The 18823-nt window shown below is 76.1% G+C and carries 16 protein-coding genes; 7 read left to right on the top strand and 9 right to left on the bottom strand.

Going from position 1 to position 18823, the window contains the following annotated elements; translation table 11 throughout:
- The first annotated feature begins 76 nt into the window (after positions 1 to 76).
- Entirely contained in the window at positions 77 to 1210 is a 1134-nt protein-coding gene (locus O2W14_RS00285; protein ID WP_269174085.1) for a class I SAM-dependent methyltransferase, read from the top strand.
- Between the two features lie 84 nt (positions 1211 to 1294).
- Here O2W14_RS00285 and O2W14_RS00280 read toward each other — a convergent pair whose 3' ends face one another.
- Both O2W14_RS00280 and O2W14_RS00275 read right to left on the bottom strand, forming a co-directional pair.
- On the bottom strand, positions 1295 to 1795 hold the full coding sequence (locus tag O2W14_RS00280; protein ID WP_269174084.1) for a phosphoribosyltransferase: 501 nt from the start codon (positions 1793 to 1795) through the stop codon (positions 1295 to 1297).
- 46 nt (positions 1796 to 1841) lie between these two features.
- Complete coding sequence (locus O2W14_RS00275) at positions 1842 to 2579, bottom strand: GAF domain-containing protein (RefSeq protein ID WP_269174083.1); 738 nt, start codon at positions 2577 to 2579, stop codon at positions 1842 to 1844.
- A 219-nt stretch (positions 2580 to 2798) separates the two neighbouring features.
- On the opposite strand from O2W14_RS00275, the gene O2W14_RS00270 reads away from it, so the two are divergent.
- Positions 2799 to 6002: a DUF6923 family protein gene (locus O2W14_RS00270; protein WP_269174082.1), complete on the top strand. Its 3204-nt coding sequence runs from the start codon at positions 2799 to 2801 to the stop codon at positions 6000 to 6002.
- Positions 6003 to 6018: 16 nt separating this feature from the next.
- Here the strand turns inward: O2W14_RS00270 and pucL are convergent, their stop codons facing one another.
- The 3 genes from pucL to uraD all read right to left on the bottom strand — a co-directional run bounded on the left by pucL (position 6019) and on the right by uraD (position 7842).
- Positions 6019 to 6924 carry a factor-independent urate hydroxylase gene (gene pucL, locus O2W14_RS00265; RefSeq protein ID WP_269174081.1) on the bottom strand — a complete coding sequence of 302 codons (906 nt, stop codon included), beginning with the start codon at positions 6922 to 6924 and terminating at the stop codon, positions 6019 to 6021.
- A gap of 88 nt (positions 6925 to 7012) precedes the next feature.
- A complete protein-coding gene (gene uraH, locus O2W14_RS00260) occupies positions 7013 to 7330 on the bottom strand; it encodes a hydroxyisourate hydrolase (protein ID WP_269174080.1) in 318 nt (105 codons plus the stop codon).
- A complete protein-coding gene (gene uraD / locus O2W14_RS00255) occupies positions 7327 to 7842 on the bottom strand; it encodes a 2-oxo-4-hydroxy-4-carboxy-5-ureidoimidazoline decarboxylase (protein WP_269174079.1) in 516 nt (171 codons plus the stop codon). The genes uraH and uraD overlap by 4 nt, the downstream gene beginning before the upstream one ends.
- A 52-nt stretch (positions 7843 to 7894) precedes the next feature.
- Here uraD and O2W14_RS00250 point away from each other — a divergent pair, with 52 nt between their 5' ends.
- From O2W14_RS00250 to O2W14_RS00240, 3 genes are all read left to right on the top strand, one after another.
- Positions 7895 to 9115: a DUF6986 family protein gene (locus O2W14_RS00250; protein WP_269174078.1), complete on the top strand. Its 1221-nt coding sequence runs from the start codon at positions 7895 to 7897 to the stop codon at positions 9113 to 9115.
- Positions 9116 to 9268: 153 nt separating this feature from the next.
- The gene (locus O2W14_RS00245) at positions 9269 to 10294 is read left to right on the top strand and encodes a sensor histidine kinase (protein WP_269174077.1); all 1026 of its coding nucleotides are present in this window, start codon (positions 9269 to 9271) and stop codon (positions 10292 to 10294) included.
- 58 nt (positions 10295 to 10352) lie between these two features.
- The gene (locus O2W14_RS00240) at positions 10353 to 11183 is read left to right on the top strand and encodes an SDR family oxidoreductase (RefSeq protein ID WP_269174076.1); all 831 of its coding nucleotides are present in this window, start codon (positions 10353 to 10355) and stop codon (positions 11181 to 11183) included.
- 24 nt (positions 11184 to 11207) lie between these two features.
- On the opposite strand, the gene O2W14_RS00235 is transcribed toward O2W14_RS00240, so the two are convergent.
- Together O2W14_RS00235 and O2W14_RS00230 are read right to left on the bottom strand one after the other, a co-directional pair.
- Positions 11208 to 11603, bottom strand: coding sequence for an STAS domain-containing protein (locus O2W14_RS00235; protein ID WP_269174075.1), 396 nt, complete (start codon positions 11601 to 11603; stop codon positions 11208 to 11210).
- A 29-nt stretch (positions 11604 to 11632) separates the two neighbouring features.
- Positions 11633 to 12112, bottom strand: a complete 480-nt coding sequence (locus tag O2W14_RS00230; RefSeq protein WP_269174074.1) for an NUDIX domain-containing protein — start codon at positions 12110 to 12112, stop codon at positions 11633 to 11635.
- A 95-nt stretch (positions 12113 to 12207) separates the two neighbouring features.
- Here O2W14_RS00230 and O2W14_RS00225 point away from each other — a divergent pair, with 95 nt between their 5' ends.
- Entirely contained in the window at positions 12208 to 12696 is a 489-nt protein-coding gene (locus O2W14_RS00225) for a J-domain-containing protein (protein ID WP_269174073.1), read from the top strand.
- A 3-nt stretch (positions 12697 to 12699) separates the two neighbouring features.
- Here the strand turns inward: O2W14_RS00225 and O2W14_RS00220 are convergent, their stop codons facing one another.
- Positions 12700 to 12831 carry a hypothetical protein gene (locus O2W14_RS00220; protein ID WP_269174072.1) on the bottom strand — a complete coding sequence of 44 codons (132 nt, stop codon included), beginning with the start codon at positions 12829 to 12831 and terminating at the stop codon, positions 12700 to 12702.
- A gap of 370 nt (positions 12832 to 13201) precedes the next feature.
- On the opposite strand from O2W14_RS00220, the gene O2W14_RS00215 reads away from it, so the two are divergent.
- A complete protein-coding gene (locus O2W14_RS00215; protein WP_269174071.1) occupies positions 13202 to 17851 on the top strand; it encodes a DUF7507 domain-containing protein in 4650 nt (1549 codons plus the stop codon).
- Positions 17852 to 17881: 30 nt separating this feature from the next.
- Here O2W14_RS00215 and O2W14_RS00210 read toward each other — a convergent pair whose 3' ends face one another.
- Positions 17882 to 18721: a dienelactone hydrolase family protein gene (locus O2W14_RS00210; RefSeq protein ID WP_269174070.1), complete on the bottom strand. Its 840-nt coding sequence runs from the start codon at positions 18719 to 18721 to the stop codon at positions 17882 to 17884.
- Positions 18722 to 18823 lie beyond the last annotated feature (102 nt).

Raw genomic sequence — 18823 nt, 5'->3', positions numbered from 1 at the left:
TCGCGCCCCCGGCTCCCCAGGGGCCGGGGTCGCGACGACTTTGGCCCCTGGGGGCGCGCGGGGGAGAGTGGACGGCGTGACCTCCAGCGACGCGCCCGACCTGTTCGCCCAGCTCCGCCGCGAACCGGACGTCGAGGCCCCCGAGCTGGTCGCCGTCGACGCCACCGACCGGCTGCTGCTCGACGAGGCCGCGGACGCCCTGGCCGCGGGTCCCGACGCGGTCGCGGTCGTCGACGACTCGCACGGCGCACTGACCCTGGGTGCGGTCGTGCTGCACGGCGCCGTCTCCCCACGGGTGGGCACCGACCTGCTGCTCGGTGAGCTGGCGCTGGCCGCCAACGCCGAGCGCACCGGCCACGCCGGCAGCTACCGGCTGCTGCCGCTGGGCCCGGAGCTGGTGCGCGGGGCCACCACGGTGCTGGCCAAGGCGCCCAAGGGCCTGGACGCGCTGCGCGAGCTCGCCGAGGTCGTCGCCGCCGACGCCGACCCGGACGTGACCCTGTTCGTCGGTGGGCGGGTCAAGCACATGACGCGGGCGATGAACGACGTCCTGGCCGAGTCCTTCACCGAGGTGCGGGCCTCGCTGGGGCGGCAGAAGTCCCGGGTGCTCGTCGCCCGCGGGCCGCGGGCCGGCGTCACCCCGTCGTTCCCGCAGTGCCGCGAGCACGCCGAGCTGGGGCTCACCGTCTGCGCGCACGGCGCCGCGTTCGCCGGCGCGAAGGTCGACCGGGGCACCCAGGCGCTGCTGGCGGTGCTCGCCGGTGCGGTGCCCGACGCCGCGACCGCCCTGGACCTCGGCTGCGGCACCGGCGTGCTGGCCGCGGCGCTGGCCTCCGCCCGGCCGGGCCTGCGGGTGCTGGCCGTCGACCAGTCGGCGGCCGCGGTGGCCTCGGCGCAGGCGACGGCGGCGGCCAACGGGCTCACCGACCGGGTCACGGTCACCCGGGACGACGCCGGCAGCGGCCTGGCCGAGGGCAGCGTGGACCTGGTGGTCTGCAACCCGCCGTTCCACTCCGGGGTCGCGGTCGACGAGACCGTCGCGCACCGGCTGTTCGAGGGGGCGGCGCGGGCGCTGCGCCCGGGCGGGGAGCTGTGGTGCGTCTACAACTCCCACCTGCCGCACCGCCAGGCGCTCACCCGCCTCGTCGGCCCCACCCGCCAGGTGACCCGCAACCCCACCTTCACCGTCACGGCCAGCACCCGCCGCTGACGGCCCCCTCGCCCGCACGTGCCGTCGGCCCCGTCCAGAGGCTCGTCCCGAGCGTGCGAGGGATGAGGAGGACGGGGTCCTCCTTCAGTGGCCGGAACCGCCGCGGGAGACGACCGGGGGCAGGGTCGACCACGGGAAGTCGATCCAGGCCTCGGTGCGCTTCCAGGCGTAGTCGCAGGTCACCAGCGACCGGGGCTTCTCGTAGACGACCGCGGTGCGCACGTCGGTGACGTGGCCGGCGCAGAAGTCCTTGACCAGCTCGAGGGTCTTGCCGGTGTCGGCGACGTCGTCGGCGATGAGCACCTTCGCGCCGGTCAGGTCGACCACGTCGAGGGTCGGCGGCAGCACCACCGGTAGGTCCAGCCGCTGGTCGACGCCGGTGTAGAACTCCACGTTCATCACGAACAGGTTCTTGACGTCGAGCGCGTAGCCCAGCGCCCCGCCGAGGAAGAGCCCGCCGCGGGCGATCGACAGGATGATGTCGGGCTCGAAGCCGTCGTCGGCGACCTGCTGGGCGAGCTCACGGGCGGCCCGCCCGAAGTCCTCGTAGGTCAGGGTCTCGCGGGCGGGCTCCGGTGCGCTCACGCGGTGATCGTCGCAGTCCGCGCGGACGGGGGCCAGGCCGCCGTCCTCACGAGGCGGAGGTGCCGGTCGTCATGGCCAGCTCCTCGAGGGTCAGCCGCCGCTCCAGCACGGCCTCGGCGACGTCGTCGAGCACCGCGTCGTGCCCGTAGGCCCAGCCCCGGAGCAGCGCCAGCGCGTCGGGGCTGGGCAGTCCCAGCCCCACGTTGACGAAGCCCACCGCCTGCCAGACCTGTGCCCGGCGGCCGGCGCCGGGGGCGTCCAGCCAGGCCGGGCCGTCCTCGGTGTGCGGCTCGGCGGCCATCGCAGCGGCGAACGCGTCGGACAGCGCGGCGGTGACGGTCAGCGAGTCGGCCAGCCCGAGCGCCCGGACGTCGCCCGGTGCGTGCAGGTACATGTCCAGCGCGCCGACGTCCTGCAGGCCGCCGTGCAGCGGCAGGGAGATGACCCCGCGCACGGGGGTGTGCGCCACGAGCACGTCGTGGTAGCTGGGCCAGCGGGCCCGCAGCTCCGCCTCGTCGGCGAGCACCGGCATCCCGGTGGCGTGCGCGCTGAGGCAGGGACCCTCCCCGAGGGTGAACTGCAGCCGCTCGGCGGTGGCTGCCGTCGGGTCGCTGGAGCCCAGCGGCAGCCGCCGCTCGGCGGAGAAGTAGACGCTCAGCCCCACGCCGTCGACCGGCAGGACGGCGGCGCAGGCCCGGGCCAACCGGTCGGGCAGCAGCTCGGGGCCGGGCAGCTCCAGCTCGGCGGCGGTGACCTGGGCAGCGAACTCCCGTGCGAGGTCCATGGTGTCCTCCCGGCGGGGCCCGGGCAGGACCGGCCGCTTGCTGGACCCCCCGCCACAGCGAGGGCGCCGCGCCAGTGGCCACTACCCCGGCCGGTCGGGGTCCGACACACCGGACGAGGTCGGCCTGACCGCCGTCCCGGGGGGCGGGGACCGGTCACCTGCTCAAGCAGCTGCACCGGGGGCCGATGCAGAGGGTGGGACACCACTCGAGGAGGTCACGTGTCACCCCGTCCGTCGCGCGCCGGCCGCTCGTCCGCAGCCGTGGGTCTGCTGACCGTGCTGCTGACCTCGGCTGCCGCCGTGGCGCCGACCGTGGCCGCGGCTCCGGTGACCTCGCCCGTCCCGGCGTTCTTCATGAGCCAGGTGCGGTCCGGGGACAGCGGCTCGACGCTGCGGGTGCTCGCCCAGGACCGGTACGCCCATGCCGGGGCGGGCGGGGTCACCGTGTCCGACGTCGGCGGGGAGTCGCCCTACGAGTACAACGCGGTCGGACACCGGGCGGCCGACGGGCACCTCTACGGGATCGTGCGCTCCGGCCCGAGCAGCGACCAGCTCGTGCGCGTGGGGTCCGGCGGCGAGGTGACCCTGCTCGGCCCGGTCGACGGGTTGCCGGCCACGCCGGGGAGCGATGCGTACCTGAGCGGCACCTTCGGTGAGGGCGCCTACGCCGACACGCTCATCGTCAAGGACAACAACGGGGCCGGGCGGTTGTACCTCGTCGACGTCGCCGACCGGGTGGTGACCGGGTCGGTCGCGCCGTCCACCACCGTGCGGCTGTTCGACTTCACCTGGAGCGCGGGCCACCTGTGGGGCGGGGAGGTCGACGGCGGCACCAGGAGCGTCGTCCGGCTGGACGTCGCGACCGGGGCGGTCACGCGGATCCCCGCCGGGTCGGTCCTCCCGGCCGACGACTCCGGCGACTACGGGGCGGCATGGCGGTACGGCAACGGGAACATCGCGCTGCTGAGCAACGGCAGCGGCGTCATCACGCAGGTCCGGATCGGCGGTCCGACGTCGGCCTCCCCGACGCTCACCGCCGTCGCACACGTGCAGGCCGACCCCGGGGGGAGCAACGACGGCGCCAGCACGCTGGCCACGCAGCCGGCCGACCTGGTGCTGGCGGCCCCCACGCCGGGTCCCGTGCACCCGTCCAGCCCGGTCTCCTGGACGGTGACGGTCCGCAACGCCGGCCCCGGTCCCTCCTCGGGTTCCACCGTCACCTTCGCGGTGCCCACCGGGCTGACCGCGCTCCAGCTCCCTCCCGGGTGCACGGTCCCCGCCGGGACGGTCACCTGCGTGGTGGGCCCGCTGGTCGACGGTGGCTCCGACGACTTCACCTTCACCGCGACCTCCCCCGCCGCCGGAGCGGTGTCGGTGTCCGCGCCGATCGGCGTGCTGGGCAACGAGGAGGACCCCACCGTCAGCAGCGCGCTCCTGGTCCTCACCCCGGACCAGGTGCTCACCTCGAGCGGCGTCGGCACGCAGGAGCAGACCGTCCTCCCCGGTGTCCCGGCCGGCGGCGCGGTCACGCTGCTCGACGGCACCACCCCGGTCCCGACCCTCGACGTCCCGGGCGGGCGCTACGCCGTGGACGACGACGCGCTGACGTTCACCCCTGCGTACGGCTGGTCGGGCACCGCGGCGACGGCGAGGTTCCGGGTCACCGACGGCTCGGGTGCCACCGGCGTCGGCGGGTACACCGCGACCGTGCAGCCCCCGGCACCTCCCGCGGCGCCGGCGCTGACCTCGAGCGGCACGGGGACGGCGCCCCAGCAGGTGGTCCTGCCGCCGGCCCCGGACGGTGGCTCCCGCACCCTGCTCGACGACGACGACGCCCCGGTGTCGCGGGTCGTCCGCCCCGGGCAGGGCACGTACGACCACGACGCGTCCTCCGGCACGGTCACCTTCACCCCCGTCCTCGGCTTCCAGGGGCCGGCCACCCCGGTCCGCTACCGGCTCACCGACGCCTACGGCCAGTCGGCCACCGGGACCGACGCCCCGGTCGTCGGCCGGCCGGCCGGGCCACCGGCCGGCGCCGTGCTCACCTCCCGCGACGTCGGCACGACGCCGCAGCAGGTCGTCCTCCCCGCGGCACCGGCCGGCGGGTCGAGGACGCTGCTGGACGGCGCTGGGATGCCGGCCGCCGTGGTCGACGTGCCCGGCGAGGGCCGCTACGTCCTGGACCCGGCCAGCGGCACGGTCTCCTTCTCCCCGGTGCTGGGCTTCGCCGCCGTGGGCAGCGTCGCGTACCGGTCGACGGACGCCTACGGGTCCTGGTCCGACGGGTCCTACCGACCGGAGGTGCTCCGGCCGGAGCCGCCGGCCCCCGTCGCGGAGGCCACCACCGGGGTCGGCACCGCCCAGCAGCAGACCACCTCGCCGACGGTCCCCGAGGGTGGTGTCGTCACCGTCCTCGACGGTGAGGGCCGGCCCGCGACGTCGGTGACCCTGCCGGGCCAGGGCACCTACCGCTGGGACGCGCCCGCCGGCTCGGCGGTGTTCGACCCGGAGCTGGGGTTCCACGGCGCCGCGTCACCGCTCACCTACCGCGTGACGGACGCCTACGGGCAGTCGGTCGACGCGACCTGGACCCCGACGGTGCTGGCGCCCGCTCCACCGGTCGCCGAGCCACGGACGTCGACGGGAGTCGGGAGCTCGGTCCATACGGTCCTGCTGCCCGAGGCCCCGGTGGGCGGCGCCCGGACGCTGGTGGACGTCGACGGGGCCCCCGCGGCGACGGTGGTGCTCCCCGGCCGGGGGACGGTCGAGCTCGACCCCGTGACCGGGTCGGCCGTGTTCCGGCCGGCGCCCGGGTACGACGGCACGACGGTGATCACCTACCGGCTGACCGACGCCTACGGCCAGACCGCCGACGGCCACTGGTCGGCCACCGTCACCGCGGCGGCGCCCCCCGCCGACGCGCCGCTCCCGCCGGCCCCAACCCCGGCCCCGATCCCGGCCACCTCGACCCGGCCGACCTCGACGTCGCCCGTGGTGACCTCACCCACCCCGGGCCCGGCCACCTCGAGCCCACCTGCCCCGCGCGCGCCTGCCTCGGCGGCGCCCGCATCGACCCCGTCCGCCCCGACCCCGCCCACCCTCGGCGCCGCGGACGAGCCGACGTCGGCCCCTGTGACCCCGGGGTCACCCGAGCTGGCCTGGACCGGCGCCGACCTGCAGGTGCTGGCCGGGCAGGGCGTGGCGTCGGTCGCCCTCGGCCTGGTCCTGCTGGTCGCCGGCCGGGCTCCGCGCACCCACCCGGCCGGTCCGGCGGGCCGCGACCGGTCCCCGCGGGGGCGGCACGCGGCCGGGGGGACCAGTCCCCGGCGGCGCACCACCGGTGGGGGGCGCCACGCAGCCGGGAGAGCCGCCGTCCGGAGGCGGTCCGCCGGTCGGGTCGGCGGCCGGCCGGCCGAGAGCTGACGGTCGGTCCTCCCGGTCAGCAGAACCCGGGCGTGGCCTGCCAGGCCACCGGCGCGGCCGGCACCTCGTCGCGCAGCACGGTGCCCTCGATCAGCCCGTAGGGCCGGTCGTCGGCGTGGTAGACGACCGCGCCGGGCCCGTCGAGGTCGTTGTCCAGCCCGAACGCCGACAGGTCCTGCAGGAAGTGGTGCTTGTTCGGCATCGAGAACCGGATCTCGGCCACGTCGGGGTGCGCGGTGAGCGCCGCCTCGCCCATCGCGAACAGCGTCTGCTGCAGCGCGAGGGAGTGGGTGGCGGCGAAGGTCTCCAGCAGCGTCGTCCGGACGGCGTCGTAGGTGCCGTTCCAGTCGACGTCGGTACCGGTGTACCGCCACCGGGCGGTGACCGCGGTGGCCAGGATCCGGTCGGTGGTCTCCGGCAGGGTCGTGTACCGGTCGCGGGGGAAGCCCCAGAACTCCGAGCCGGTGCTCTTGAGGACGACGAGGTCGGTCAGCCCGGCCAGCACGTGCACGTCGTCCCCGTCCACCGTGACGACGGCGGTGCGCACCTCGCCCCCGGGACGGCGGAAGGCGTGGTCGTGCGGCTGCCCGCCGACGCTGATCCGGTCCCAGCCGTAGGACTCGATCGCCACGCGGGCGCCGGTGACCCAGGGCTGCGAGCCGGTGAAGTGGTCGGCCAGCCGGATCCCGAACTCCTCGGGGGAGCCGATGCCGTCGCGGGCGAAGGCGAACACGGTGTTCTTCTGCGCGTCGGTGGTCAGCACGTGGGCGTTGTCCCCGGCGGTGTGCGCGGCGGCGAAGTCACCCCGCAGCGCTGAGCTCACGTTGAGGTCGACCAGGGAGTGCCGCGGGGTGGAGCGGTCGACCGCGACGACGCGGACCTCCGCTTTCCCGTACTGGTTGGGTCCGAGCACGATCGCCATGAGTGCACCCTGCCCTGCTCGCGTTGCGCCGATGTTGCACGTGGAACCGGAGTGGACCCGTCGCGGTCACGCCGACGGATCCACTCCGTCAACTGCCTCGGTACGTGGAGTACGCGAAGGGGGAGAGCAGCAGCGGGACGTGGTGGTGCTCGGCCGGCTCGCGGACGGCGAAGGTCAGCACGACCTCCGGCCAGAACGTCTCCTCACCCCGCGCCGCGGCCCACGCGCCGGTGCCGAACACCAGCCGGTGCGGGCCGGCGCCGGTCGGGCCCTCGACGAGCCGGCAGCGCCCGTCGGCGTCCGTCGTCCCCTCGGCCACCGGCCCCTCGGCCGAGTGCAGCGCGACGGCGACCCCGGCGGCGGGCCGGCCGGTGACGGAGTCCAGGACGTGCGTCGAGACGCTCACCGCATCGCCTCGCGCACCCGCAGCGCGGTGATCTCCACCAGCTGCGCCTGCACCTCGACCCGCTCGGCCTCCGGGGTGTTGGACAGCCGGCGCTCCAGCTCGCGGCGCATCTCCTCGGGCGACCGCCCCGCCGCCCGGACGAGGAAGACGTGCCCGAAGCGCTCCTCGTAGGCCCGGTTGCCCTCGGCGATCGCGGTGCGCACCTCGTCGTCGGCGTCGGCCATGCCGCTCTGCTCCCGCCGGGAGGCCTCCGCCGAGGCCGACGCCCCCTCGACCCGGTCGCCGATCCGCGGGTGCGCGTCCAGCGCCGCGGAGACGTGGCCCCAGGACAGCGCCCGTGCGAGCTCGGCGGCCCGGGTGACCAGGGCGCCGACCGAGGCGTAGGGCCGGCCCGCGGTCAGCACCATGGCGAACGCCGGGGCGCCCAGCCAGCCGAACGCCTGCTCGGCCGCCTCCGCCTGGGGTGCGTCGTTGAAACGGGCCAGCGCATCGTCGCCACCGGGTTTGGTCACGTGGGGCAGGATGCCAGCTCAGTCGCCCTGCACGAGCACCTGAGGAGGTCCGGTGGTCCCCGAACACGTCCTCGCCGAGCTCGACCGGCGGCTGGACCCGGTCGACGCCGCCCGGCTGGCCGCCTACCCGGGGGAGTCGTCGTCCCGGCAGCCGGTACACACCTGCTACGTCCCGGCCGACGCCGTCGTCCCCGGGCTGACCGGGCACTGGGGGGCCGCGGCGCTGGCCGCGCTCGACGAGCACGGCCTGCCCGACCTCGGCCTGGACGCCGCCCTGGTCGCCGACGTGCTGCCGCGGGTGCGGGCCAAGCTGGCCACCGAGCCGGTGGAGGACCTGCGGGTCGACGCCGAGGACGGCTACCGGGGCGGCCCGGACGCCGAGGACGGCGACGTGACCGCGGCGGCGGCGGTGCTGGCCGCCGAGCCGGGGCTGCCGGTGTCGCTGGGGGTGCGCGCCAAGTCGCTGGAGGGCCCGACCCGGCACCGCGGGGTGCGCAGCCTGGACCTGTTCCTCACCGGCCTGGCCGCGGCCGGGCGCGAGCGCGCGGTGGTGACCCTGCCCAAGGTCACCGCGGTCGAGCAGGTCGCCGCGTTCCTGCCGGTGCTGGACGCCCTCGAGGCCGGCACCGGCCTGGGGCTGGACCTGGAGCTGCAGGTCGAGACCCCCCAGGCGGTGCTGGGTGCCGACGGGACGACGACGCTGGCCCGGATGCTGCACGCCGGCGCGGGCCGGGTGACGGGGCTGCACTACGGGACCTACGACTACAGCGCCGCGCTGGGCATCGCCGCGGCCCACCAGTCCTCCGACCACCCCGCGGCCGACGTCGCCAAGCAGGCGATGCAGGTCGCGGTGGCCGGCACCGGGGCGCGGGCGGTCGACGGCTCGACCAACGTGCTGCCCGTCGGGGGCACCGCCGAGGTGCACGCGGCCTGGCGGCTGCACGCCGGGCTGGTGCGCCGCGCCCTGGAGCGCGGTTTCCACCAGGGCTGGGACCTGCACCCCGCGCAGCTGGTCACCCGGTACCTGGCCACCTACGCCTTCTACCGGGCCGCCCTCCCCGCTGCCGCCGCCCGGCTGTCGGCCTACGTCGGCCGGGTCGAGGGCGGCGTGCTCGACGAGCCCGCGACCGCGCGGGCGCTGGCCTCCGTCGTGCTGCGGGGGCTGGACTGCGGTGCCCTGGACGTCGCGGAGGTCGAGGCGGCGACCGGCCTGGACCGCACGGTGCTCGACACGCTCGCCGGCCGGCGGGGGACGACACGTGGTCCTGGCTGACCGTGGGCAGGGGGCCGGTCGCGCTGGGTCCAGCGATGGTCCGGATCACCCGGACGAGGGGGTCAGGCCCGGGCCCCCGGCTGCCGAGATCAGTGGTGGGTGGGGCGAAGATGCCACCCGTCCCTGCGAGGAGTCGGCGTGAGGCGAGGTGTCGTGAGCGTGCTCGGAGGTCATCCACCGCGCTGGCTGCAGCGCGCCCGGGCCGGCAGTGCCGGGGCGGGCGCCGGCGCCCTGACCGCTGAGCGCACCCACGGCCACACCGCAGCCGTGGTCGGGTCCTCGGCCGAGCTCCTGGACGTGGCGCTGCCGTGGCTCGCCACCGGCCTCGCCGACGGCGACCTCACCGTACTGGCCTGCGACCCGGAGACCACCGACCAGCTGCGCGACGCGCTCGGCGCCGACGGTGCGGACCTGGTCAGCGACCCCGGCATCGCCCTGCACGGCACCCGCCCGCCGGACGCCGTCGGTGCGCTCCGCCTGCTGGTGGAGCGTGCGGGGGAGTGCACGACGGGCCGGGTGCGCGTCCTCGGGATGCCCTCCTTCGGCTCCGCCGCGCGTGACCGGCACGAGACCCAGCGCTTCGAGGCCGTGCTCAACCTGCTCTTCGCCGGGGCCCCCGTCGACCGCCTGTGCGTGTACGACCGGCGGGTGCTGTCGCCGGACGCGGTGGCCAGCGCCACCGCCACCCACCCGCACCTGCTGGCCGGCGGCAACGTCTTCACCAACCGCGGCTACCGGCGCCCGGAGACGTACGTCCGGTCGCTGCCGATCCCGCGCGAGCCGATGGAGGAGCGCCCGCCGGCCTTCGCCGTCGACGGCGCCCGGTCGCTCCCGCACTTCCGGCACCAGCTGCGCGCGGCGCTGGCCGCCCACGTGCCCGACCGGGAGCGGTGCCAGGACCTGCACCTGGCGGTCAGCGAGATCGCCGCCAACGCCTTCCGGCACGGCGTCCCCCCGGTCTCGGCCCGCGTCTGGGCCTCCGCCGACCGGGTCGTCTGCACGATCACCGACCGGGGCACCGGGGCCGCCGACGAGCTGGCCGGCTTCCAGCCCGCCCACGGCACCGACCTCTCCCGCGGCGGCATGGGCCTGTGGCTGGCCCGCAAGCTGTGGGACCACGTCGACCTGGTCGCGGCCCCCACCGGCCTGACCGTGCGGCTCAGCACCTCCCTGCGCTGACCCGCCCGCTCGGTCGTGGCGCCCCGTGGTGCCGGTGCCCGGCAGCTACCGTGGCGGGGTGATCGTGGTCACCGCGGCCGGGGGGCCCACCGGCACGGCCGCCGTCCGTGAGCTGCGCAGCCGGGGCGAGCAGGTGCGTGCGGTCGTCTCGCGCCGCGGCCCCCGCCCGGAGCTCACCGCCCTCGGGGCCGAGGTGGTCGTCGCCGAGCTGACCGCACCGATGTCCTGGTCGTCCGTGCTGGCCGGCGCCGACGCGCTGTACCTGGTCTGGCCCGCCTTCGACCCCGACGAGGCCGAGGGGGCGCCGGCGCTGTTCGCCGAGGCGCGCCGGGCCGGCGTCCCCCGCGTCGTCTACCACTCGGTGCTGCGCCCGCAGCTGCGCGCGCTGCCGCACCACGCCGCCAAGGACCGCGCCGAGGAGGCGCTGGACACCAGCGGTCTGCGCTCGTGGCGGGTGCTGCGGCCCTGCACCTACGCCGGCACCGACGACGACCAGCTCGCCGCGGTCCGGGCGTCCGGGGTGCTGCGCAGCCCGTGGGGCCTGCGCACCGGGCAGTCGCTGGTCGACCTGCGCGACGTCGCCGAGGCCGCCGCGGTGCTCCTCCTGGAGGACGGCCTGGACGGCGGCACGTTCGAGGCCGCCGGGCCCGAGGCGCTGACCGCCCCGCGGATGGCCGAGCTGATCGGTGAGCGGTTGGGGCGTGAGGTCGTCGCCGACGACGTCGTCCCGGGTGGCGAGGTGCCCACCTCGTACGTGGCCCGCTGCCGGCGCACCACGTACGACCACCACCGGGCGCACGGGTTCGTGGGCAGTCCCCGCGTGCTGACCAGCCTGCTCGGCCGCCCGCCCCGCGGCTACGCCGAGCACCTCGCCGACCTGGACCTGTAGGCGCCCCTCCGAGGAGGGGGTGCGTCAGCTGTGCTCGGTGCGCCGGTGGGTGGACTCGTGGACGACGTCGGGGCCGTCGTCCCGGCGGTCGACGACGGTGAACCGGTGCCACAGGCCCGACAGCTGCAGCGGCCGGGCGACCGTGGTGGAGTGCACGACCAGCGGCAGCTCGATCCCGCGGGGCTGGACCATCTTGTGCAGCTGCACCAGCGAGGCGATGCCGGCGGAGTTCATGAAGGTGACCCCGCAGGTGTCCAGCTGGACCTTCTTCAGCGTGGGGGCGCCGAGCATCAGGTCGGTCATCGCCCGGACCAGCGGCCGGCGGGCACCCTCGGTGAGCTCGCCGACGACGCGGATCTCGGCGGTCTCCGCGTCGTGCTCGGTGACGGTGACCTCGACGGTGTCCTCAGCATCGTCCATGCCCCGTCCTTGCCCGGGAGTGCCCCGGTTCACTCCTCGGACGCCGCGCCGCGGTCCAGGAGCAGCAGCGAGAGCGCGGCCAGCGACGGGGCGTCGGTGAACCGCCCGTCGCCGACCATCGCGCGCAGCTCGGCCTCGGACACGAACTGCTGGCGCATGTCGGCCTCGGTGTCCTCGCGCGCGGTGGGGCCGGGGGTCAGGTCACCGGCCAGCCAGACGTCGGTCTGCTGGTCGGTCAGGCCCGGGGCGATGTCGATCCGTCCCAGCAGCCGCATCGCCCCGGCACGCAGGCCGGTCTCCTCGGCCAGCTCGGCGCGGGCCAGCTCCTCCGCCGTCCCGCCGCCACCGCTGGGCCAGGTGCCCTGCACGAACTCCCAGGACCGGCGGCCCAGCGGGTGGCGGAACTGCTCCACCAGCCAGAAGCCGCCCCGCTCGGCGGCGATCACCAGTGCGGCGTCGGGCTTCTCGACCACGCCGTAGATGCCGGCGGAGCCGTCGGGTCGTTCCACGGCGTCCTCCCGCACCCGTATCCAGGGGTTCCGGTAGACCTCTCGGCTGCTCGTCGTCCGCACGCGACCTAGCCTGGCAGACCGGGAGGACGACGATGACCGAGCGCAAGCCCGAGGGCATGTCGTTCGGGTCCTGGGTCGAGCAGCAGATCGCCCAGGGCCGGGAACGGGGTGCCTTCGAGGGCCTGGCGGGGGCGGGCAAGCCGTTGCCGCGCCGGGACAGGGAGAAGAGCAGCTACGAGTGGGCCCTGGAATGGGCCCGCCGTGAAGAGGCCGACCCCGTGTCGATGCTGCCCTCGGGGCTGGTGCTGCGCAAGGAACGCGAGGACCTCCCCGCGCTGGTCGCCGCCCAGCCCACCGAGGAGCGGGCGCGGGCGGTGGTGGAGGCGCACAACGCGCGCGTCGACCAGTACTACCGGCGGCCGGTCGAGGGTGTCTGGATCGCGGTGGGCATGGCCGACCTGGACGAGGAGCTGGCCCGGTGGCGGGCGGAGCACCCCGCCGTGCCCGAGCCGCCGGTCGAGGTGCCGGCGCCACCCGCGCCGTCCCGCCGCCGGGGCTGGTGGCGGCGCCGGGCGGGCTGAGGCTCAGTCCTCCTCGTCGTCCTCCGCCTGGTGCCGGGCGGCCAGCTCGCGGGTGGCCATGCCGCCCTCCCCGCCCTCGTCGTGCTGCCCGGGGTGCAGGTTGACCTGGTCTGGGTCGTGCGCGGGTCCGGTCACGGCACCGAGCCTGCCCGTCCCGTCCCCGGGAGGCCAGCGCTGGCCACGCGGGCCGGTGGGTGCCTGACGCCCGATCGCCTTGTCGACCTGCAGGAACGGTCGTCGCGACATCTCCGCGGCGTGCCGCGCGGCGTGCGTGGCGGCACCACGCGGGCTGTCAAGGTCCACCGCGTCGCGTGACCAGTGGGGTCGCTGTGACGGACGGTGCGGGGGTGACGGGATGCGTGGTGCTCGATGGGGCGCGCGGCCACGACGGACGGCGCCCGGTGCGGTCGGTGCCCTCCTGGCCGGGCTGGTGGTGGGCATCGTCCCTGTGACGTCGGCGACCTCGGCCGCCGCTGCCCAGACCCCCGCGTCGTGCAGCGCGAGCGTGGCACTGGCCGACGGCGGCTTCGAGCTCCCCGTCATCCCGGACAACAGCTTCGCGTTCCTCCCCGAGAACCAGGTGCCGGGCTGGCGGACCACGGCCACCGATGGCCTCATCGAGCTGTGGCGGGCGCCCTTCCAGGGGGTGCCGGCCGCGGCGGGCAGCCAGTTCGCCGAGCTCAACGCCACCCAGCCGTCGACGCTCTACCAGGACCTGCCGACCACCCCCGGGCAGACGCTGCGCTGGGAGCTCGCGCACCGCGGCCGGTCGGGCACCGACGTCATGTCCGTCGTCCTCGGTGCACCGAGCGGGCTGCTGACCGGACAGGGCAACCTCAGCGACGGACGGACGGCGTGGGGCGTGCACTCGGGCACCTACACCGTGCCGGCCGGCCAGACCACCACCCGGTTCGGCTTCCGCGCCGTCACGTCGGCCGGCGGCAACCCCTCCGTCGGCAACTTCCTGGACAACATCTCCTTCGGCACCGGGCCGTGCGTGGTGGCCACCACCACCGCGACCACCCGCTACGGCGGCCCGACGGCCAACGTCGGTGAGCTCCTCACCTACACCGTCAGCGCGGCCAACGCCGGCGGCAACCCGGCCAGGAACGCGGTCGTCACCGACGTGCTCCCGGCCGGCGTCACCTTCGTGCCCGGGTCCATCCGGGCGATCACCGCCTCGGCGACGGAGGTCCGCTCGGACGCCGCCGGAGACGACCAGGGGGAGTACGACGCGGCCACCCGGACGGTGCGCGTGCGGGTGGGGCTGGGGTCGACCGCGACCGCCGGTGGCGTCATCCGGCCCGACGACAACCGCAGCATCTCCTACCAGGTGCGGGTGGACACCGCGAGCGCCGAGTCGACGATCACCGACGACGCCACCGTCTCCTTCGACGACGACCTGGCCGGCCAGCGGCGCACCTCGACGTCGAACCAGGTGGTCACGCGGGTCGACCCGGCAGCGGACCTCGCCGTGACCGCCACCCAGGTCACCCGTCCGCTGGTGGCCGGACGCACGGCCGAGTACACCGTCGCGCTGGTCAACAACGGGCCCAGCACCGAGCCCGACGCACGGGTCACCGCCACGCTCCCGGAGCTCGACGGCGCCACGGTGAGCACGGCGGACGGCACGTGCACGCTGTCCGGGCAGACGGTCACGTGCGACTACGACACCCTCGCCGTCGCGCAGTCCCGGTCGCTGACCATCACCGGCACCGTGCCGGCGGGCGCGGCGCCGGGCGCGCAGTACGCGTTCCTCACCGCGACGGCCTCCGGCACGTTCGACCAGGTGGCCGGCAACAACGTCCGGACGACGAGCGACACGGTCACGACCTCGGCCGACCTCGGCGTGACCCTGAACAGCAGCGGCGGGGCCATCGCCGGACAGGACGTCACCTACACGTCCGTGGTCACCAACGAGGGGCCGTCGGTGGCCCGGGGCGTCCGGCTGGTGGACCCGTTGCCGGTGGGGGCGTCCTTCCGTTCCGCGAGCGTCGACGGGACCCCGGTCAGCTGCGTGGTCGACCCGGGGACCGGCACGGTGGAGTGCCCGCTCCCCGACCTCGGCCCCGGCGCCTCGGCCACCGTCGAGATGGTGGTCAGGCTGTCGGCGTCGGGCAGCGACGTGGTCGACAACAGCGTGGTCGTGCTGGCCGAGACCCCCGACCCGGACGTCACGGACAACAACGCCTCCTACGCCGACCCGGTGGGCGAGCGGGCCGACCTCGCTGTGGCCCTGGACCTGCACACCGCCGTCCCCGGCCGGGTCAGGCCCGGCGAGACCTTCACCTTCACCCTCGCCGTCACCAACCTCGGTCCCTCCACCGCCCAGCACGTGTCGTTCCTCAGCGTCCTGCCGCCGGGCATCGACATCACCGACGTCGCCGGGGTGCCGTGCAGCACCACGACGTCCGGCTGCACGATCCCGGAGATCGCGGTGGACGGGACCGAGACCCTGACCGGCACCGCCGCGGTGCGTCCCACGGCGCCGGCCGGTCTCGCGTCGGCCACGGCGACCGCCGTGTCCCCGGTGCAGGACGTGGAGCCGCGCAACGACACCGCCACCGTCTCCCTCGAGGTGTACCTGGAGGCGGACCTGTCGGTCACGCAGGAGGCGGCCGACCCCCGCGGGCCCGACCTCGTCGCCGGCGAGCCGGTGCACGCCGTCGTCACCGTCCACAACGCCGGACGGACCCGCGCCGACGGCGTCGTGCTGCGGATGCCCGTGCCCACCGGGCAGCCGGTGCCGGAGCTGGGCGCCGGTGGCGGGACCTGTCACTACGAGGGCAGCGTCGTCGGCGGGGTCTCCGCCGACGGGGCCGTCGTGGTCTGCACCCTGGAGACCCTGGCGGTGGGCGCCGACTGGACGGTCACCTCGGACACGGTGCTGCGCGCCTCGTCCAAGGACGACCGGTTCACCCGCACCCGTCGGGTCTCCGCCGCCTCACCCGACCCGGACACCGGCGACAACGTGCACGTGCTCGACCGGCCCCAGGTGCGGCGCTCCGACATCGACGTCCGCATGACGGCCAGCGCGCAGCGGGTGGTGCAGACCCAGTCGGTGTCCTTCCAGGTCGTGGTGACCAACCGTGGTCCCTCCGACGCGCGGGACCTGCTGCTGCGCAACGCCCCGCACCCCGGTGTCCTCGTCACCTCCGGCGCCCCCAGCTCCGGTGCCTACAGCGCGGCCAACGGGTCGTGGCGGGTGCCGTACCTCGCGGTCGGCGACGAGGTCACCCTGGACGTCGTCGGGACCGTGCAGTCGGCGGACCCGGTGGTCGACGAGGCGCTGTTCCTGTCGGCGGAGGACGCGGACCCGGTGCGCGGCAACGACACCGCCTCGGTGACGGTCGACGTCGTCCCGGCAGCCCGTTCGCTGACGGTGACGCCCCTGTCGACGGTGGCCGCGCCGGCCGATGCCGCGGGGGTCCGGTCGGGCGACGGCATCGCGTACCGGTACCTCGTCGCCAACGACGGCAACGTGGAGATGACCGGTGTCGAGGTCACCGACCAGCTCGTCGGGGCAGCCACCTGCCCGCAGTCGTCGCTGGCACCGGGAACCGCCATGACCTGCACCGCACTGGCGACCCACCGGGTGACCCAGGGCGAGTTCGACGCCGGGCAGGGCGTCGTCTCCGCCGCCACGGTGACCGGCAGCGCGCCGGACTCGACCACGCCGCTGGCCTTCGGCCCCGTGGTGGCCACCGTGCCGGTGGGCCCGGCCACCCCGGCGCTGACCGCGGTCGCGGTGGCCCACCGCCCCGGTGTCGGTCCGAGGGACGCGCTGGTCGACGGGCAGTCGGTCCTGTGGAGCGTCTACGTGACGAACACCGGGGACGTCACCCTCAGCGACCTCACGGTCGAGGCGCTGGTGTCACCGGCGGCGGTGTGCGCCCGGACGAGCCTGCCCCCGGGCGCCTCCACCACCTGCACGGCAGCGGCGTACTCGGTCACCCCTGCCGACGTCACGGCCGGTGTCCTCGAGTACCGGCCCACCGTGACCGCGGCCGAGCCGCGCGGTGGCCCGCGGGCCAGTGCGTCGTCGTGGGTGTCGAGCCCGTCCGATCCCGCGCCGGCGCTGGAGACGGCCGTGTCCCGGGTGCCGGGCGGCGCCGCGCTCCCCGACGTCGGGGACGTCGTCCAGTGGCGCCACCGGGTGACCAACGTCGGCAACGTCGGCGTCCGGGACGTCGCGGTGGTCGACGCTGACGGCGGCCCGACCGCCTGCGCGGCCGCGCTGCTGCAGCCCGGCGCCTCGGTGCTGTGCCCCGTCCAGGTCACCCACGTGGTGACCGAGGCCGATCTCCTGGCCGGCCGGGTGACCCACACCGCGACCGCCCGCGGAGACGCCGCCGGGACGTCGGTGGAGTCCCTCCCCGACACCGCCTCGGTGCTGCTGGCCGCGGTCCGTGCGGAGATCGGCATGACGACCACCGTCACGACCGCCTCGGGCACCGACCCGGTCGAGGCCGTGCGTCCCGGTGACGAGCTGCTGTACCGGTTCCTGGTCCGCAACAACGGCAACGTCCGCCTCACCTCGCTGGAGGTGCGGGACTCCGCCGGTGTGCCCACGACCTGCCAGGCGGTGACGCTGGCGCGTGGTGAGACCACGACGTGCGCGGTGTCGGCGCCCTACCGGGTGACCGCCGAGGACGCGCGGACCGGCCGGCTGGTCCGGTCGGCGACGGCGGCCGCCGACCCGCCGGCCGGGTCGGGTGCGCTGCTGGCCAGCCACTGGGCGGAGGTCGCCGTCACGGTGGTCCCGCCCGACCCGGTCCCCGCGCCCGGCGACACCGCCCCGCCGGTCGGCCCCCCGGTCGCCCCTCCGGTCCCGCTGCCGGACCCCGCTGTCCCGTCGGCCCCGGCTCCGGTGCCCGCCCCGTCGATCGACGTCCTCGCGCCGGTCGCGGCCCCCGCCGACCAGGAGACCCCGGCCGCCGGGGCAGCCGGTGGCACCCCGGCCACCGGGGCACCCGGTGGCACCCCGGCGGCCGCGGGGTCCGGCAGCACGCCGACCGTCCCGCCCGCGGCCCTGGCGTCGACCGGCACGGACGTCGGTCCGCCGCTGGTGCTCGGTGCGCTGTCGGTCCTGCTCGGGTCACTGCTGCTGCTGCTGGTGCTGGCCCGCCGGCGGGTGGTCAGCCGCCGCTGGTGACCACCCGCCGGCCGGCCCGGGCCGGGGTGCTCAGCGCCTCGGCCCGGCCGGGACCGCGGCCAGGCGTTCCCGCAGGAACGCGACCACCTGCTCGCGCGCCTCGTGCGTGGGGTGCCCGGGCGTCTCGACGTCCGCGCTGGTCAGCACGCTGTGCTCGTTGGGCCCGATGCCGGCCTCGTTGCCGGGCCGGGAGTTCAGCTGCACCGGCAGCCAGCCGTCGCCGAAGGTCGCCCGCAGCGCGCGGAAGCGGTCCCGGGGCGAGGCGGTGTCCTCGCTGAACCGCAGGCCCATCAGGCACAGCCCTTCGCTGCGCACCCGCTCGCTGATCACGTCGGCCTCCCGCGCCGACATCCCGATGTCGCGGCGGTGGCCGGCGGTGAGCGGGAACGGCACGCCGGGCTGACTGGCCACCGGCGCCAGGACGGCGGGCTCGGCGGCCGAGGCCAGGGCGAAGCCGCCGCTGAAGCACATGCCGATCACCCCGACGCCCGGGCCGCCCACCCGGTCGTGCAGCCGGCGCGCGGCGGCCCGCACGTACTCCGCGACCGGCCGGTCGGCGCGCGTGGCGAAGGCGCGGAACTCCCGGCTGATGCAGGCCGAGGCGATGCTGCGGGCGGCATAGCCGGGGGACAGTGGCCGGCCGGGCTCACCGAACAGGCTGACGACGTCGACGGTGAAGCCGGCACCGACCAGGTGGTCGGCCAGGCCCAGCACCGCCGGCGTCATGCCGGGGAGCTCGGGCAACAGCACCACCCCGGGGCCCGAGCCCCGCGAGTGGATCGTGTGGGTGAGGCCGGCGTTGGTGAAGGACTCCTCGGTCCAGCCGGCCAGCACGTCGGGGGACGAGTCGGGGGATGACGGCACTGTCATCGCCTGATGGTGGACCCACCGGGTGCCCGCGGTCGAGACCCCCTCGCGCGCGGGTCGCCGCCGGGCCCCGCCACTGCGCAGACGTCGGGGTCACACCGCATG

Origin of the sequence: Modestobacter sp. VKM Ac-2986 (assembly GCF_026967795.1) — a bacterium.
Taxonomy (GTDB): Bacteria; Actinomycetota; Actinomycetes; order Mycobacteriales; family Geodermatophilaceae; genus Modestobacter.
This window is presented reverse-complemented; position numbering and strand designations above follow the sequence as displayed.